The sequence below is a fragment of the Pseudomonas granadensis genome (assembly GCF_900105485.1).
GTDB lineage: Bacteria > Pseudomonadota > Gammaproteobacteria > Pseudomonadales > Pseudomonadaceae > Aquipseudomonas > Aquipseudomonas granadensis.
Genome location: NZ_LT629778.1, coordinates 5,406,205 through 5,422,891, shown reverse-complemented (window position 1 = coordinate 5,422,891; position 16,687 = coordinate 5,406,205). Strand labels below are relative to the sequence as shown.

Here is a 16,687-nt window from a genome sequence, read left to right as displayed (position 1 = left end):
TTGCGAAGGCAAACAGATCTGTTCCGTTTACTCACTGGCTTAAATCATGGCAGTGGCACTTACAAACTAAGACCGGTTTTTCGTTACCAAGCCAAAGTCGGCATGTTTGAGAGTTACAACCGGACTGCGGCGATGGCTTCGTTAACCTGCGCGTCGACAAAAAAACGTAAGACGTTCCTCAGCACTTACTGGGGCATGAACGGAACAGATCAATGCATCACTCGATTCACCAAACGCAAAGCCTGAATGACTCAAGGAAGAACACCGTGAAACGTTTTGTTTTTACCCTGCTGGCCGTGCTGCTGCCAGTTTCAGCGGCCTATGCGCAGAACGACTGCAGCCATGTCACCTCAAGCCTGGAAATGGTGCCCTGCTCGGAGGCGGCGAAGAAGGCTGCCGATGCGCAGTTGAACGTCAGCTACAAGCAGTTGATGGCGCGACTTGAGTCTGGCTATCGAGCCGATCCCGCGTTGGGCGTGGAGTACGCAGCGAAGGTTAAAGAGTCGCAGCGAGCCTGGCTAAAACTGCGCGATGCGAACTGCCCGTTGGAGGCGTTCGAGATCGAGACGGGGATGCCGGCGCATGTGTTCGCGGTTAACTCGTGCATCGCCAGAATGAGTCGCGAGCGCTCGGCGTATCTGGACAAGATTGTCCCTGCGCTTGCATCCGACAACAGCGCTTCGACGGCGCCAATCAGCGATAACTGTCCCTCGGAGGAGTTCGCGCCTTTCCTGACAGCGTTTTCCGCCAATAGCGAATCACAACGCCGTCTTACCGCAATGACGGTCAAGTCGCTGGTGTTGAAACCGGTAGCTGGGAAGGATCGAAGCACCTTCGAGCCTTCGACATCGGGTGTCAGTGGGGCTACTTTCACCTACCCGCTGATGGCCGCTATCACACCCGGGAAAACGCCTGGAGTCGAGGTCGAAGAGATCGACGACAGTCACGTCAACGTGGTGGATAAACGGGCGGGCAACAGCAATATCAAGATTTTCAATTTCTCTCGTCAGGCGTGCTGGGTGCTTGAGGGGATTGAGGACTGGTCGATCAGCGAAAAGGATCTTGTTGCAACAGAAAACCCTGGAATGAGCCGCGCCGAAAACTTTTGTTATCAGCGTGCCGAAGCGTTAGGTGGGCTGGGGTTTCTTGAGCAATACCGGCTGACTGCGGAGCTGATTGAAGCGTCCCTGGAGAATTTTGTGTGTGCTGCAGAGTCGGGTGATGCACAGGCGAGCCTGTCGGCGGCAAGCCTAAGTCTTTCGCAAATGGCGTCTCAGTTGGAAACCCCTAAGGTTGAGGCTTTGTTCAAAGCGGCTTCGAAAATACCAAAGGGTGCCATGGGCTATGCGACGTTTCTTTGTTCAGGAAACTCCACTGACTATAACGGCCCCTGCCTCCATCCCAAGCAGGCAGAAGAGCAGGTTATTCGAGCGATTACCATGGGCTCCACGGACGCGATGAATTACCTGGCCTCGACCTTTGAGGGTGGGGAGTTGGGAACGAAGGATATATCGCGGGCGTTAGCCTGTTATCAAATGGCAGCTGACAAAGGTGACCAGTTGGGCGTCTTCAACGTGGGGCGATTGGGATCGTCAGCCACGGCGCCGATCAAAGCCAGCCACTGCATTTGAATTTCGGGGCTGTTTGAGGCGGTTTTGCACAAGTTTTGTCTGAATCCCTCACGCTAAAACGTTTAACGCTTGAGCATCTGACGACCCCGATTTTCCTTTAAACTCCCCACCCCCAAGGAACGCGCTCAGGACACGGAATGCCAGCCTCTTCTTCCTCGCTTCGCCCAGCGTTGGTGCTTTGGCTTTATGCCGCTGCGATCACGCATATCCTCGCCGGTCTTACCCTGACCTGGGCCGGTGACTCCGGCTTGCTCGAGGGCTACCTGCAAGTCCTCGAATTGTCGTTCTGGGGTGCCGATGCGGTTCCCACCGCCGGCCACGAACAACAAGTCTGGTGGCTCGCGCTGTTCGGCGCGACGTTGCAAAGTTATTCGCTGTACATGCTCGCACTGGTGCATCTGGGCAATCGCTTGAAAGTCCCGGCAGTCTGGGGCTGGTTGATCGCCGGCATCCTGTTATGGGCGCCGCAGGACATGTGGCTCTCGGCGCAACAGCAGGTCTGGTCGCACGTGTGGCTTGATGGTTTTGCGTTGTTGGTGTTGTTGCCGCCGCTGTTTTGGCTGTACAGACATGACCGTCAAAGGAAGGAGTGACAGCGTGAAAGGATTTTCGATTCTTCTCGGTTGCTTGATCTCTGCTGCGTCATCCGCATTGTTTGCTGGAGAGGCGTGCAACCTAGACAGTTTGTCCAACCCGGACTTGATCACCTGCGGCCAGCAAACCTTCAAGAAAGTCGATGGTGTCTTGAACGAGCAATACAAAAAAGCGCTGTCGTCTTTGGCTCCAGCGGAGCAAAGCCATCTGAGAGATGTGCAAAAGAACTGGGTGCGCTTTAAAGAGTCGTTTTGCGAAGAGCTTTATCAAGCCGCGTTGCCGGGCGCTGAGGCGCCAATCGAGAGGCTTGGGTGTCTGGTGCAGACGACCAATGCTCGGCTGGGAGAGTTGATTGCTCTACAGACGGGTTTACCGCTGGATGGTTTTTACAAAGCGGCATCCGCGATTGCCGGGAAGGATCGTGAGAGAGATGTAACGAACTCAATTGAGCTGCTGGGAGGGGAAGAGCTCGATGATTCGCTTTGGAGGCAATACGCGGATGGGCACTGCAAAATGAGCGAGCGTTTGTTCCGTGAGGATTTTGCGAATTGCAGGGTGCGGATGCGCTTTCAGTTGCCTATGAATCGTTAAGGGAATTTCGATTTCAAGTTCTCGCCTACGTTTATCTCAGCTCTTCTGCTAGTTCCACTACTGCCCATAGTGAAATTTCTACAAGCTAAGGCGGGTGCCACGTTCGGTACTTCAACTTGGTCAAGTTTTCCTTTACTAGCCTCTTACGTCCTGCCGATGAGCGACTGCGTTGCCGGTCGAGGCTTGAAGGCGGCGGAATGCTCGGACCAAGTAATCAGTGTCAGGTTATTTCTGTTTATGTTCAGAAGCTTGGGTTGAGCGGTAATACTATCCAGTCAAATTTCGAGACCCGAGAGGTTTCCATGAAAAAGTCCAAACATGAACCCAAGCCTTTGATGGCTGCCCGGTTCCAGGCTGAAGCTCGTGAAGTCTTGGCCAAACGCTCCGGTAAGCGCAGCCGCTTTCTGGATGCTGCACTGTCAAAAGGCAGTGATTTCGAGCCTGTCGGTCGACTGGCCGGTTGAAGCTTTCGCGACTCTTAAAAAAGCTGCCCTCGTTGGCAGCTTTTTTATGTCTGGATTTTTACGGACATTGTTGGAAGGGGACTCAACGTCCCCTTTTTTCATCCGCAAATCCCGCTACAGCTTCGCCGCCGCGCTCTTCACCTCAATATGATCAAGCGTCCCTTCCACCATCAATCGCACCCCGTCCGCCATCCTGCTCAGGGCCAGTGCTACAGAACGGCGTGAGCCGTGCAGATCGTCAGCCAGGTCGCAGGCGATGACGCTGATGGACAGGAGGTCTTCGGAGGCGTTGGCCATGAGGGCTTCGGCATCGGTGCCGGGGGAAAGTTTGAATAGGCCGGTTTCGCGCTTGGGGTGGGGTTCGGTGGGCGGTTTGAAGTGATGGTCGAGGGCGCGTTCGGCGGCTTCGTGGAATTTCTTCGATTCCAGAGATTCGTAGGGCGATATGTCCGGGGTTTCCGGGGGGTTGGGTGTTGGTTTCTTCATTCGGTCTTACTCCAGTTTCAGGAGCTGGCACCGTTTCGCTCGCACTTCGAAAGGGGTGGCAGCTGTGCATAGGTGTGCAAGACCGGTGGAGTCACCCGGCAGACCCGAGGGCCTCCCATACACAGCAGCCATAACGATCCGCGAGCATAGGAAAACGCTCGGCGAATTGCCATAACCAATGTGTACTCCCGCCGGACTTGCACGTCCGTATCGCCGATTTTGCGGCGACACACAAAGCCTATCCCTCATGACCAATCCCGCCTAGTTCACGGACAGCCCGGCACTTTGCAGGAAATTTCCCATGGAATCGCGGGGCGGAAGATCAAATGATCGCAGGCTTCGCCAACTCCTACAGGGATGTGTTTCAACAGGTGTAGGAAAGGTGAAGGGGAGACGCGGAGCGTCTCGGGATGCATTCGCACGCGGAGCGGGGGAACGATCAGGCACTAAATTAACTATCGTGACTTGGCGGTCATCGTGCACGAAATGGTCCGCATCATGCTCCAACAGCGGCAGATACTGGCGTTATCGTCCGAATCCCTTACACTGCCCCGGCCGTTCATTTTCCTTTTGAGGCTGTGCGCATGAAATTTCGTTTTCTCCTGTGGATGATGGGTTTGTTGATGGCCAAGGCCAGCCGGAAAAATCCTGCGTTCCAGCAGCAGTTGGGTGACAAGGATCTGGTGTTTCAGCTGCAGACGCTGGATGGGAAAGTGGCGCGGCATTTTGTAGTGAAGGATCAGCGCATCACCAGCAAGTCCGGCGTGGTGGCGGAGCCGGCGTTTGCGATTGCGTTTAAAGATGCCGGTTATGGCTTTGCGACGATGCAGGCGAAGAACAAGCAGTTGGCGTTTATGCAGGGCATTCAGGACAAGTCGATCCAGCTCAAGGGTAATCCGGCGCTGGTGATGTGGTTTCAGGGGTTGATGAAGTATTTGGTGCCGAGGAAGGCTAAGCGTAAGGCTTGAGCCTTTGGTGACGCGGAGCGTCACGGGATGCATTCCCGCGCGGAGCGTGGGAATTTAGATGTGGTCAGATGGACCGTGGTGGATTCATCGCGAGCAGGCTCACTCCTACAGGGATTACCTAAACCTTGTGGGAGTGAGCCTGCTCGCGATTGCGTTTAGCCCTGGCTGAATTGCGAAGCCAGTTCGCGCAGCAGGACTTCGGCTTCGAGGACTTTGCTGACGACGTCGTTGGCTTTATCGCGCGTCAGGCCGACGCGCTCAAGCAGGGCGTCGGGGATGTCTTCATCCGGTCCAGAGCCAATCCCGCGGCTGCGCAGCAGGCGTACGGCCAGGCAGACGAGGTTCGGGTATTCGGCGTAGGCGCCGTCGTAGCTTGGGTCGTGCTGGAAGCGCAGGGCGGTGGCCAGTTCGTCCGGCATGTCCCAGTAGCGCATCAGCCACGAGCCGATCTGTTCGCGGCTGATGCCCAGCAAGTGTTGCTCGATGTAGCTGTGGCACAGGTGCGGGTTGACCTCCAGGTGGCGGCAGATCAGCGAGAAGTGCGGCGGGAAGACGTGGGCCAGCAGCAGATAACCGAAGTTATGCAGCAGGCCGGCCAGATACGTCAGGCCCGCTTCCGGGCGCTGGGCGCGCGGCATGGCGCGGGTCAGGCCTTCGATGACGGCGGCGGTGTAGATCGACTGCTGCCAGTACGGCGTGGTGTGTTGCGGATGGTCTTTCGGCAGGCTGAGGGTCTTGCCGAGGGCCAGGCCCAGCGCAAGGTTGATCACCAGATCGAAACCGAGCACGCGGACGATCGCGTCTTCCACCGAACGAATCTTGCCCGGCGAGGCGTAGTACGGCGACGCCGCCCAGCTCACCACTTGCGCGGCCAGCGCCGGGTCGGTTTCGACCACGCCGGTTATGTCATCGATGGTGGCGTTGGGGTCGACGCGCAGCTTGATGATTTTTTGCGCAGTTTCAGCCAGCGGCGGAATCTCGATGGTCGCTTCCAGACGCTGCTGGATGCGCCGCGCGGTGAACGCTTGCACGGCCTGGGTGATTTCCTCGCGGTCATCGTCCGGGCGGTCGAGGTTGGGCCGGATACTGCTCAGGGCTTCGCCGAAGTTGGCGGCGCTGGCCTTGGTCAGCATGGTCTTGAAGTCTTCGCTGGCGATTTCCAGCAGCACGCCGGGTTCGCCGGAGTTGATCAGCAACTTCGGCTCGCGCAGCAGGCTTTCTTCGTAGAGACACGGCGAGCTGGTCAGCGCCGGCAGGCCTGGGAGCAGGCTCAGACTGTGTTTGCCGAGCATCTTTTCCAGGCGTTCGGTGGACACGGCAGTCAGGCGGCGGCCGGTGAGTTCGGCGAGGCGGTTGAGATCCAGCAACTGGCTCTGTGGAAACAGCACCATCAACGCGCCGACGGCGTCGTCCAGCAACACGGCCTGCACTTTGCGCGAAGCATTGAGGCCGTGGTGGTCGAGCACTTCTTCGTAGACAACGCCCAGCTTGTTGAGCAGCAGCCGAATAACAGACGGAGCTTGCGGAGATTCGGGGACGAGAGCAGCTTCGGTCATGGTCTGTATCCGTTTTTGAAACAATGGCAGGAGTATAACCACCTCTGCCGGAACGAGCTGTCGGAAACTGCGACAGTGCTCACACTTGGCCGTATTGCTGCCCATGCCGCAGCCAGCGATCAAGCAACGGGCTGACGTGGGTCGGCCAGCGCTCCAGCAGGGCTTGCGCGGCGTCGCGCACGGCGGGCAACAGATCGGCGTCGCGCATCAGGTCGGCGACCTTGAATTGCAGCAGGCCTGTCTGACGGGTGCCGAGCATTTCCCCGGGACCGCGCAGTTCGAGGTCCTTTTCGGCGATGACGAAGCCGTCGTTGGTCTCGCGCATGATGCCCAAACGCTGACGGCCGATCTGCGACAGCGGCGGGTGATAGAGCAGCACGCAGTGACTGGCCGCGCTGCCACGACCGACGCGACCGCGCAACTGGTGCAGTTGCGCAAGGCCCAGGCGTTCGGGGTTTTCGATGATCATCAGGCTGGCATTGGGCACGTCGACGCCGACTTCGATCACCGTCGTGGCAACCAACAGTTGCAGGTTGCCGGCCTTGAATTCAGCCATCACCGCGGCTTTCTCGACCGGTTTCATGCGCCCATGAATCAGCCCGACCTTCAATTCGCCGAGAGCGGCGGTGAGGTCTTCGAAGGTGGTTTCGGCGGCCTGGCAGGTCAGCTCTTCGGATTCTTCGATCAGCGTGCACACCCAATACGCTTGTCGGCCCTCGGCACAAGCGCCGCGCACGCGTTCGATGACCTCAACGCGCCGGGTGTCGGTGACCAGCACGGTGTTGACCGGGGTTCGCCCGGGCGGCAGTTCGTCGAGGATCGAGGTGTCGAGATCGGCGTAGGCGCTCATTGCCAGTGTTCGCGGAATGGGTGTTGCGGTCATGATCAGTTGATGCGGGCACATGCGCCCGCCGACGCCTTTCTGCCGCAGCGCCAGACGCTGCTGCACGCCGAAGCGGTGCTGTTCATCGATGATCACCAGCGCGAGGTTCTTGAACTGCACTTCGTCCTGAAACAGCGCGTGGGTGCCGACCACCATCGGCGTACCGCTGGCGATCTGTTCGAGCGCGGCGACGCGGTTCTTGCCCTTGAGCTTGCCGGCCAGCCACGCGACGTCGATCCCCAGCGGCTCGAGCCAGCGCTTGAAGGTGATGAAGTGCTGCTCGGCGAGGATTTCGGTCGGCGCCATCAGCGCGACTTGATATCCAGCCTCCAGTGCCTGTAATGCGGCGAGGGCGGCGACCACGGTTTTGCCCGCGCCGACGTCGCCCTGGATCAGTCGCAGCATCGGTTCGTGCTGGCTGAGGTCGTAGGCGATTTCGTTGCCGACCCGTTGCTGCGCGCCGGTCGGGCTGAAGCCGAGGTTCTTCAGGTACTTCGGTGGCAGCTTCGTGGCTTTCGGCATCGCCGGTGCGCGTAGCGAACGCAGGCTTTCGCGCAGGCGCTGTTGCGACAGTTGGTGCGTGAGCAGTTCTTCGAAGGCCAGACGATGCTGCGCCCAGTGATGGCCGAGGGCGAGTTCATCGACGTCGGCATCGGCGGGCGGGTTGTGCAGGTAGCGGATCGCGTCGGCCAGCGGCGCCAATTGGTAGTCGCGAGCGAGCTCGGTCGGCAGCCAGTCGGGCAGGGTCGAAGGCTCGAGCAGGGTCAGTGTCTGCATGCACAACTGGCGCAGACGCTGTTGGGTCAGGCCTTCGGTGAGCGGGTAGACCGGCGTCAGGGTTTCGTCTACGGGCGGCGGTTCATCGCCGGTGATCGCGCGGTATTCCGGATGGTAGATTTCCAGACCCGACGCGCCGGGCCGCGCTTCGCCGTAGCAGCGCACGCGCGTGCCACGCTTGAGGCCTTCTTTCTGCGCGTTGCTGAAATGGTAGAAGCGCAGACTCAGGCCGCCAGTACCGTCCTGCAAGCGCACGACCAGGCTGCGACGGCGCCCCATGACCACGTCGGCGCCGCTGACGGTGCCTTCGACCACAGCGTCCTGCCCCGGGCGCAGCGCACCGATCGGCACCACGCGGGTGCGATCCTGATAACGCAGCGGCAGGTGAAACAGCACATCCTGCAGATTCTCGAGGCCCACCTTGGCCAATTTCTCGGCCATGGCCTCGCCGACACCCTTGAGTGCCGTCACCGACACTTGCGACAGCTCCGTCATGACCCTGGCTTAACCGGCCGTGACCGGCGCGGCTGGCTTGGCCACCGAGCACAGGCGAATGGAGTCGGCGAGGATCTCGATGGCTTTCGGCCGCGGGAAGCTCGCGCGCCAGGCGATCGCCACGGTGCGGAAAGGTACTGGCGCGGTCAGCGGGCGGACTTCGATCACGCCCGGGGCGTAGTGATGGCTGTCCACCGCGGACAGCGGCAGGATCGAGATGCCCAGGCCCGAAGCGACCATGTGCCGAATGGTTTCCAGTGAGCTGGATTCGACCGTGGTGTGCTTGGCGCCGTCGTTGCCCTTGGTCAGGGTCGGGCAGGCTTCGAGCACCTGATCGCGGAAGCAGTGGCCCTCGCCGAGCAGCAGCAGGCTCTTGTCGTTGAGCAGGCCGGCGTCGATGGTTTCCTTTTTGGTCCACGGGTGCTGGGCCGGCATCAGGACGTAGAACGGCTCGTCGTACAGCGGCAGGGTCAGCACATCGGCTTCGTTGAACGGCAGGGCGATGATGATCGCGTCCAGTTCGCCGTTGCGCAGTTTGTCGCGCAGTACGTGGGTGAAGTTTTCTTCGATGTACAACGGCATCTGTGGGGCGACCCGGTGCAGTTGCGGAATCAGGTGCGGGAACAGGTACGGGCCAACGGTGTAGATGGCGCCGACTTTCAGCGGTGCGGTCAGCTGGTTCTTGCCGGCCTGGGCCAGTTCGCGAATGCCCTGGGCCTGCTCAAGCACTTTCTGCGCCTGAGCGACGATGCCTTCGCCGACCGGGGTCAGGCGTACGGCGCTTTTGCTGCGCTCGAAAATCAGCACACCGAGTTCGTCTTCAAGTTTCTTCACGCCCACCGACAGCGTCGGCTGGCTGACGTGGCAACGTTCGGCGGCATGGCCAAAGTGCTGCTCTTGGGCGAGGGTAACGATGTAGCGTAATTCTGTGAGGGTCATAGCAAGCGTCCATGAAGATGCGCCAAGCATACCGGCTGCAATCGATAGACGCACGTTATCAGACTGAGGGCTGAGTGCGACACCGGGCGATGTCGGTTTGCCGCAGGCAGATATGCGAAAGGCACCTTTCGGTGCCTTTGATCCTGTATCCGGACTTGCAAAGATCCCTTGTAGGAGTGAGCCTGCTCGCGATCGCGGTGTATCAGTCAGAAAATTATCATCTGACACACCGCTATCGCGAGCAGGCTCACTCCTACAGGGTTTTGTGTCGCATTAGCGGCGGCGTTCGAGGGAATAAACAAACGGCGCAACAATTTCGATCGAGCCATTGTTCAGCATGTCGGCCGGTGGCTTGGGCAGCGGTTGCGCGCGGCGGATCATGTCCAGGGTGGCCCGGTCCAGATCAGCGTTGCCGGAGCGGCCCACCAGTTCGAACGACAATACGTTGCCTTCGCCGTCGACCACGAAGCGCAGACGATTCAAGCCTTCCTTGCCCCGTGCCTGTGCGCTTTGCGGGTATTTCTTGTACTTCTGCAGATGTGCGAGCAGGGTGCCTTGCCAACTGGCCTTGGCGGCCAGTTGTGCTGGCGATGGGCCTGGTGCCGGCTGTGCGGATTTCTCCGTCGGTGCCTGGGTCGGTTGGGTGTCGGCCGGTTTTTCCTCGGAAGGTTTTTCCTTCGGCGGGTCAGGCAGCTTTTTCTCAACCGGCTTCGGCGGTTTGGGCTTTGGCTTCGGCTTGGGTTTCGGTACTGCGATTTCCGCTTTCGGTGCTTCGGCCAGTTTCGGCATCGGCAGCTCTTCCACCGGAGCCGGTGGCTGTGGCGGTGTGACGACTTTCGGCGGAGCCGGCGGTGGTGGGGCAGGCACTGGTGCCAGCTCGACCATCATTGCCTGCGGCGGCAATTCGATGGGCGGGCGAGTGGTCCAGTTCAGCGCCAGCGCGATGGCCAGCGCATGCACGCCCAGCACCACGGCCAGGCTACCGCTGTAACGCGTCAGCTTATGGCGCGTGTTGATCATTTCTTGGCTGCCGTCTCGAGACCGACCAGACCGACCTTCAGGTAACCGGCGGCGCGCAGGTTATCCATCACGCTCATCAGGTCACCGTAATCCACGCCTTTGTCGGCCTGGAAGAAGATGGTGGTGTCTTTCTTGCCCTGGGTCTTGGCGTCGAGTGTGGCGCCGAGTGCTTCGGCCTTCACTTCGTCGTCGCCGAGGAACAGGCGCTGATCAGCTTTCACACTGAGGAACACCGGTTTCTCCGGCCGCGGCGCTGGTTTGGCGGTCGAGGCGGGCAGGTCGACTTTGATGTCCACGGTGGCCAACGGCGCGGCCACCATAAAGATGATCAACAGCACCAGCATCACGTCGATGAACGGCGTGACGTTGATTTCGTGGTTCTCGGCCAGATCGTCGTCTGCGCCTTCTTTCAAATGCAGGCCCATGGCCGATTACCCCACTTTGACCATGTGCGGCTGCGAGCTGCGCTCAGGCTGGTGGTCGAGGTCGCGGCTGACCAGCAGCAACACTTCCGCCGACGCATCGGACACCTGCGCCTTGTAACCGGCGATGGAGCGGGCGAAGACGTTGTAGATCACCACCGCAGGAATCGCAGCAACCAGACCCAGCGCGGTGGCCAGCAGCGCTTCAGCGATACCCGGGGCAACGACGGCGAGGTTGGTGGTCTGGGTTTTGGCGATGCCGATAAAGGAGTTCATGATGCCCCAAACGGTACCGAACAGGCCGACAAACGGCGCGGTGGAGCCGATGGTGGCGAGTACGCCGGTGCCGCTGCTCATGTTGCGACCGCAGGCCGCGACCAGGCGCTCGAGGCGGAAACTCACGCGTTCCTTGATGCCTTCTTTTTCGCGGCTGTTGGCCGACAGGCGCATCTCTTCGAGCGCGTCGTGCACCAGCAGGTTGGCGAGGGTGCCTTCCTTCGCCGCAGTGGCGCTGGCTTCCTTGAGCGTGGCGGCTTTTTTCAGCGCAGCGATTTCGCCTCGCAGACGACGCTTGGCGCCCATCAGCTCAAAGCCTTTGGCGATCCAGATAGTCCAGGTGATGATCGACGCGATGGCCAGACCGATCATCACGATTTTCACGATGATGTCGGCGTTCTGGTACATGCCCCATGGCGACAGGTCGTGGGCCATGCCCAGGCTGTTGTCGGCTTCGAGGACTTCAGGTGCGTCGACGGCTTGCACGCTCTGCACCGGATCGGTGGCGGCCGGTGCAACTGGCGCGGCGGCGGGTGCGTTCTGCTCGGCAGCGGCTGGCGTGGCCGGGGCCTGGGCGTCAGCGAATGCGGCGGTCGGTGCCAGCATCAGGCTGAGCAACAGAGCCGCCACCGCGCTCCAGGCGCGAGGTCGATTGGTTGGCGAAGCGGGAGTTTGATTACGTGTCATGCTGGCCGGACCTGAGATTGAAAAACGATGATGCTCTTCCAGGCCTCGTGAGGCCGAGAACAAAAGTGACGTGCATTATTGCAAGTAATTCTTGTTAACAAAAGTAATAGAGTAACTTTTTTTCCGCGATCGCTAGCCGTTCGTCCTGTGCCAGAGCTAGTCTGTGCCTTTCCGATGGGAGTTTTCTGATGTCCGCGCCTTCTGTTTTGATTGCCGGTTGTGGTGATGTCGGCAGTCGTCTGGCCACGCAACTGTTGGCTGCCGGCTGGGACGTTTTTGGTTTGCGGCGCAATGTGTCGCGACTGCCGGGCGGCGTCACAGGCGTTGCTGGCGACCTGTTCAACGAGGAGTGCCCGGCGAATTGGCCGGTCGGTGCCATCGATTACCTGGTGTATTGCGCTGCGGCCACCGAGCACGATGAAGAGGGCTATCGCAAAGCCTATGTGCAGGGTTTGCAGAATGTACTGAGCTGGCTGGGCGATTATGGGCAAGCGCCTGAGCGACTGATCTTCGTGTCCAGCAGCAGTGTGTATGGCCAGCAGGACGGGGCGTGGGTCGATGAGACCTCAGAGACTGTCGCGGCCGGTTATTCAGGTCGCTTGATGCTCGAAGCCGAGCAGGTCGCGCTCAACAGCAGCATCCCGGCCAGCGTTCTGCGCCTGACCGGCATCTACGGGCCGGGCCGCGAGTGGTTGCTGACCCAGGTGCGTCGCGGTTATCGCGTGGCGGTCGAGCCGCCGCTGTATGGCAACCGCATCCATGCCGATGACGCGGCCGGTCTGCTGGCGTTTCTGCTGGAAAAGGATCGGCAGGGCGTGAAGCTGGAAGACTTTTACATTGGCGTCGACGATGCGCCGGCGCCGTTGGCAGAAGTGGTGGGCTGGTTACGCGAATACCTGAACGTGACCGAGTGGGCCGAAGACGCCAGCGTGCGGCGTACCGGTAGCAAGCGTTGCAGCAATGCGCGGGTGAAGGCGTTGGGCTGGGTGCCGACTTATCCGACCTACCGCGAAGGCTACGCAGCGATTCTTGAGGGCAAATGCTGACTTCCTGACAACACAAAACAACTGTAGGAGTGAGCCTGCTCGCGATAGCGGCGCATCAGACACCTCGGTGTTGACTGATACACCGCTATCGCGAGCAGGCTCACTCCTACAGGGGGATCGCGGCGAACTCAGAGACGGTTACTGCTTCTCCAGCAACCACTTGCGCTCGCCCGGCGTGTACTGCGGCATTTCATCCGCCAGCGCGGTGTTCACGGCCTGGAAAATCTCCAGTTCCTTGCCCTTGCGCGCAAAGATGTAGGCATTGCCTTGACCGTTGAGTTGCAACCACATGTTGTCGTTGGTGCTGCTCATTGATGCGCAATCGCCCGCCAGGCACAGGGCATAACGGTCGGCCCCCGGCAAACCGGAAACCTGGCCATCAGCCTGGAACTGCACGGTGCTGCCTTCGCCCTGACCACTGGCGATTGTCCAGCTACCGCCCATGTAGGCGGAATACAGCGCACGTTCGAAACTGGCGCCGATCGGTGCGCCTTCCGACACCGGAATCTGTGCACGGTCGAACACCTGCTCGGGTTCGTTGTCGCTGGCGGCTTGCTGCAGGTGGTTGCCGTCGCGTTTCAGTTCGCTGGCGGAGCTGCCATAAAAGTCGACTTTCCAGGCGCCGGACTGTTCGCCCAGCAGTTGTCCTTCGACGTTCTCGAAACCGTTGGTGTAGCGGGCCTGACCGGCCTTGGTGTTGACGTCCCATTCCAGATTCGGGCCATAGGCCTGAAGCGCTTCGCGCAGGGGGCCGCCCTTGGCGGCGGCATCGATCGCCACCTGATTGATCCAGATGCCGCTGATGTCACGATCGGCAGGGTCGCTGGCGCAGCCGCCGAGGAACATGGCGAGCAGCGAGAGAGCTAGCGCTTTGCGCATGGTGGAGTCCTTTCAAAACCTTTTCTTGCACGGCAATCGGCGCGGCGGTCAGGCCGCGCCGTGCGCATTACTCGATGACCAGAATGGCATCCATCTCAACCTGCGAACCCTTTGGCAGAGCTGCTACGCCAATGGCGGCGCGGGCCGGGTACGGCTGGTCGAAGTACTTGCCCATGATCTCGTTGACCTTGGCGAAGTGGCTCAGGTCGGTGAGGAAGATGTTCAGTTTGACGATGTCCTTGAACGAACCGCCGGCGGCTTCGGCCACGGCTTTGAGGTTCTCGAAGACCTGAACGGTCTGGGCTTCGAAGCCTTCGACCAGTTCCATGGTTTTCGGGTCCAGCGGGATCTGGCCCGACATGTACACCGTGTTGCCTGCCTTGATGGCCTGGGAGTAAGTACCGATGGCGGCCGGGGCCTTGTCGCTGTTGATGACGGTTTTGGTCATGTATGACTCCTTGTAATAGGCAGGTTATGCACGCATGCGGGTGATGCGGATCACCCCGGTCAGGGCGCGCAGTTTCTTGATCACGCGGGCCAGGTGCACTCGGTCGTGGACGCTGACCACCAGCTGCACGACGCTGATGCGACCATCGCGTTCGTCCATGCTGATTTTTTCGATATTGCCGTCGGCCGCGTTGACGCTGCTGGCCAGCAGGGCGATCAGGCCGCGCTGGTGCTCCAGTTCGACCCGCAGTTCGACGTTGAATTCGCCGGTGACATCCTTGGCCCAGGAGAGCTGGATGCATTTTTCCGGGTTGTGCCTGATTTCGCTGATGTTGCGGCAATTGTCCAGGTGCACGACCATGCCTTTGCCCGCCGACAGGTGGCCGACAATCGGGTCGCCCGGGATCGGCGTGCAGCATTTGGCGTAGCTGAGTACCAGGCCTTCGGTGCCGCGAATCGCCAGCGGGCCTTCCGGGCTTGGCAGTTGCTCGCCTTCGCCGAGCAGGCGACGGGCAACCACGTAGGCCATGCGGTTGCCCAGGCCGATGTCTTCGAGCAGGTCTTCGATCAGTTCGAGGCGGTACTCGGTGAGCATCGCCTTGACGCGTTCGGCCGGGATTTTCTCCAGCGAACTGTCGAAACCGTTCAGGACCTTGTTCAGCAGGCGCTCGCCGAGGCTGATGGACTCCGAGCGGCGCTGCAGTTTCAACGCGTGGCGAATATGCGTACGCGCCTTGCCGGTGACCACGAAGTTGAGCCAGGCCGGATTCGGCCGAGCGCCGGGAGCGCTGACGATCTCGACCGTGGAGCCGCTTTGCAGCGGTTCGGACAGCGGTGCGAGACGGCGGTTGATCCGGCAGGCGATGCAGCTGTTGCCGACGTCAGTGTGCACCGCGTAGGCAAAGTCGACCGCGGTAGAGCCTTTCGGCAACTCCATGATCCGGCCCTTGGGCGTAAACACGTAGACCTCGTCCGGGAACAGGTCGATTTTTACGCTTTCGATGAATTCCAGCGAGTTGCCGGCGCGTTGCTGCATTTCCAGCACGCCTTTGACCCACTGGCGGGCGCGGGCATGCGTGCCTTTCGGCTGCTCGTCGCCGCTGGACTTGTACAGCCAATGGGCGGCGATGCCGTTGTTGGCCATCTCTTCCATTTCGCGGGTGCGGATCTGGATTTCGATCGGTACGCCGTGCATGCCGAACAGCGTGGTATGCAGCGACTGATAGCCGTTGGCCTTGGGGATCGCGATGTAATCCTTGAAGCGCCCCGGCAACGGTTTGTACAAATTATGCACAGCGCCAAGCACGCGGTAGCAGGTATCGACCTTGTCGACGATGATCCGGAACGCGTAGACGTCCATGATCTCGTTGAAGGCCCGACGCTTGCCGCGCATCTTCTTGTAGATGCCATAGAGGTGTTTCTGGCGACCGCTGACTTCACCCTCGATGCCGTCGATGGCGAGGCAATGGCCAAGAGATTCTTCGATCTTGTTGACGATTTCCTTGCGGTTGCCCCGGGCGCGCTTGACCGCCTGATAGATCCGCGCGGAACGCATCGGGTGCATCGCCTTGAAACCGAGGTCTTCGAATTCGATTCGGATAGCGTGCATGCCCAGGCGGTTGGCAATGGGCGCGTAGATTTCGAGGGTTTCCTTGGCGATGCGCCGGCGTTTTTCCCCGGACAGCACTTCCAGCGTGCGCATGTTGTGCAGGCGGTCGGCGAGCTTGACCAGGATCACGCGAATGTCGCGCGCCATGGCCATGGCCATCTTCTGGAAGTTTTCTGCCTGGGCTTCGGCCTTGGTCTCGAAGTTCATCTGGGTCAGTTTGCTGACCCCGTCGACCAGTTCGGCCACGGTTTCACCGAACTGCGCTTGCAGCGCCTCTTTGGCAATACCGGTGTCTTCGATCACGTCATGCAGCATCGCAGCCATCAGGCTCTGATGGTCCATGTGCATGTCGGCCAGAATATTCGCCACCGCAAGAGGATGCGTGACGTACGCCTCGCCGCTGCGACGGCGTTGACCGTCATGGGCTTGTTCGGCGTAGAAGTACGCTCGGCGGACCAGGTTGACCTGGTCGTTGCCGAGGTAGGTCGATAAGCGATCGGCGAGGGCGTCTATGCTCGGCATGATAAATCCTGCCGCAAGCTGTGATCCCGCGCCGTGCTACGTCGACCAGGCATAGGCTTAGACAGCCTCGTTGGACTCGTCCTCGAACGCTGCGAACAGCGGCTCATCCTGGACGATTTCCTGCTCGGCGATGTACTCGTAGCTCATCACGCCTTCAGCAATTTCACGCAGCGCGACAACAGTCGGCTTGTCGTTTTCCCACTGAACCAGTGGCTCTTTGCCGCCGGTGGCCAGTTGCCGGGCACGCTTGGTAGAGAGCATGACCAGCTCAAAGCGGTTTTCCACGTGTTCTAGGCAGTCTTCAACGGTTACGCGGGCCATGGTATTCCTCGGAGCGAATGCAATATGCGCGCTGCCCGAATGGGCAAGCGGACTCAGCAGTTTAAAAAATCACC

At 60.1% G+C, this 16,687-nt stretch carries 17 protein-coding genes; 6 read left to right on the top strand and 11 right to left on the bottom strand.

The genetic code is table 11. The features are described 5' to 3' along the window. Window positions 1-266: 266 nt before the first annotated feature. The 4 genes from BLU52_RS24260 to BLU52_RS26740 all read left to right on the top strand — a co-directional run bounded on the left by BLU52_RS24260 (window position 267) and on the right by BLU52_RS26740 (window position 3,280). On the top strand, window positions 267-1,631 hold the full coding sequence (locus tag BLU52_RS24260; protein ID WP_090287560.1) for a lysozyme inhibitor LprI family protein: 1,365 nt from the start codon (window positions 267-269) through the stop codon (window positions 1,629-1,631). A gap of 137 nt (window positions 1,632-1,768) precedes the next feature. Continuing rightward, window positions 1,769-2,224 (top strand): cell division protein, encoded by a 456-nt coding sequence (locus BLU52_RS24255; protein ID WP_090287558.1) that lies wholly within the window; start codon window positions 1,769-1,771, stop codon window positions 2,222-2,224. A 4-nt stretch (window positions 2,225-2,228) separates the two neighbouring features. Next, window positions 2,229-2,816, top strand: coding sequence for a lysozyme inhibitor LprI family protein (locus tag BLU52_RS24250; RefSeq protein ID WP_231987991.1), 588 nt, complete (start codon window positions 2,229-2,231; stop codon window positions 2,814-2,816). Window positions 2,817-3,013: 197 nt separating this feature from the next. Next, entirely contained in the window at window positions 3,014-3,280 is a 267-nt protein-coding gene (locus BLU52_RS26740) for a hypothetical protein (protein WP_157720719.1), read from the top strand. 114 nt (window positions 3,281-3,394) lie between these two features. Here the strand turns inward: BLU52_RS26740 and BLU52_RS24245 are convergent, their stop codons facing one another. Further along, complete coding sequence (locus tag BLU52_RS24245; protein WP_090287554.1) at window positions 3,395-3,766, bottom strand: DUF6124 family protein; 372 nt, start codon at window positions 3,764-3,766, stop codon at window positions 3,395-3,397. A 584-nt stretch (window positions 3,767-4,350) separates the two neighbouring features. Between BLU52_RS24245 and BLU52_RS24240 the strand changes: the two genes are divergently transcribed. Further along, window positions 4,351-4,734 (top strand): helicase, encoded by a 384-nt coding sequence (locus tag BLU52_RS24240; RefSeq protein WP_090287552.1) that lies wholly within the window; start codon window positions 4,351-4,353, stop codon window positions 4,732-4,734. A 155-nt stretch (window positions 4,735-4,889) separates the two neighbouring features. On the opposite strand, the gene BLU52_RS24235 is transcribed toward BLU52_RS24240, so the two are convergent. From BLU52_RS24235 to exbB, 6 genes are all read right to left on the bottom strand, one after another. Next, the gene (locus tag BLU52_RS24235; protein WP_090287550.1) at window positions 4,890-6,290 is read right to left on the bottom strand and encodes an aminoacyl-tRNA deacylase and HDOD domain-containing protein; all 1,401 of its coding nucleotides are present in this window, start codon (window positions 6,288-6,290) and stop codon (window positions 4,890-4,892) included. A gap of 79 nt (window positions 6,291-6,369) precedes the next feature. Continuing rightward, complete coding sequence (gene recG, locus BLU52_RS24230; protein ID WP_090287548.1) at window positions 6,370-8,445, bottom strand: ATP-dependent DNA helicase RecG; 2,076 nt, start codon at window positions 8,443-8,445, stop codon at window positions 6,370-6,372. Between the two features lie 9 nt (window positions 8,446-8,454). Then, on the bottom strand, window positions 8,455-9,384 hold the full coding sequence (locus BLU52_RS24225) for a hydrogen peroxide-inducible genes activator (protein ID WP_090287545.1): 930 nt from the start codon (window positions 9,382-9,384) through the stop codon (window positions 8,455-8,457). Between the two features lie 273 nt (window positions 9,385-9,657). Beyond that, window positions 9,658-10,404 (bottom strand): TonB family protein, encoded by a 747-nt coding sequence (locus tag BLU52_RS24220; RefSeq protein ID WP_090287542.1) that lies wholly within the window; start codon window positions 10,402-10,404, stop codon window positions 9,658-9,660. After that, entirely contained in the window at window positions 10,401-10,829 is a 429-nt protein-coding gene (gene exbD / locus BLU52_RS24215; protein ID WP_090287539.1) for a TonB system transport protein ExbD, read from the bottom strand. Before exbD ends, BLU52_RS24220 begins: the two co-directional genes overlap by 4 nt. 6 nt (window positions 10,830-10,835) lie before the next feature. After that, window positions 10,836-11,789, bottom strand: a complete 954-nt coding sequence (gene exbB, locus BLU52_RS24210; protein ID WP_090287537.1) for a tonB-system energizer ExbB — start codon at window positions 11,787-11,789, stop codon at window positions 10,836-10,838. Between the two features lie 188 nt (window positions 11,790-11,977). Here exbB and BLU52_RS24205 point away from each other — a divergent pair, with 188 nt between their 5' ends. After that, window positions 11,978-12,835 carry an SDR family oxidoreductase gene (locus BLU52_RS24205; RefSeq protein WP_090287535.1) on the top strand — a complete coding sequence of 286 codons (858 nt, stop codon included), beginning with the start codon at window positions 11,978-11,980 and terminating at the stop codon, window positions 12,833-12,835. A gap of 138 nt (window positions 12,836-12,973) precedes the next feature. Here BLU52_RS24205 and BLU52_RS24200 read toward each other — a convergent pair whose 3' ends face one another. From BLU52_RS24200 to rpoZ, 4 genes are all read right to left on the bottom strand, one after another. Then, entirely contained in the window at window positions 12,974-13,714 is a 741-nt protein-coding gene (locus tag BLU52_RS24200; protein ID WP_090287533.1) for a hypothetical protein, read from the bottom strand. Between the two features lie 67 nt (window positions 13,715-13,781). Beyond that, on the bottom strand, window positions 13,782-14,162 hold the full coding sequence (locus BLU52_RS24195; protein WP_003177257.1) for a RidA family protein: 381 nt from the start codon (window positions 14,160-14,162) through the stop codon (window positions 13,782-13,784). 24 nt (window positions 14,163-14,186) lie between these two features. After that, complete coding sequence (gene spoT, locus BLU52_RS24190; protein WP_090287531.1) at window positions 14,187-16,292, bottom strand: bifunctional GTP diphosphokinase/guanosine-3',5'-bis pyrophosphate 3'-pyrophosphohydrolase; 2,106 nt, start codon at window positions 16,290-16,292, stop codon at window positions 14,187-14,189. Window positions 16,293-16,349: 57 nt separating this feature from the next. Then, entirely contained in the window at window positions 16,350-16,613 is a 264-nt protein-coding gene (gene rpoZ / locus BLU52_RS24185; RefSeq protein WP_039757363.1) for a DNA-directed RNA polymerase subunit omega, read from the bottom strand. Window positions 16,614-16,687 lie beyond the last annotated feature (74 nt).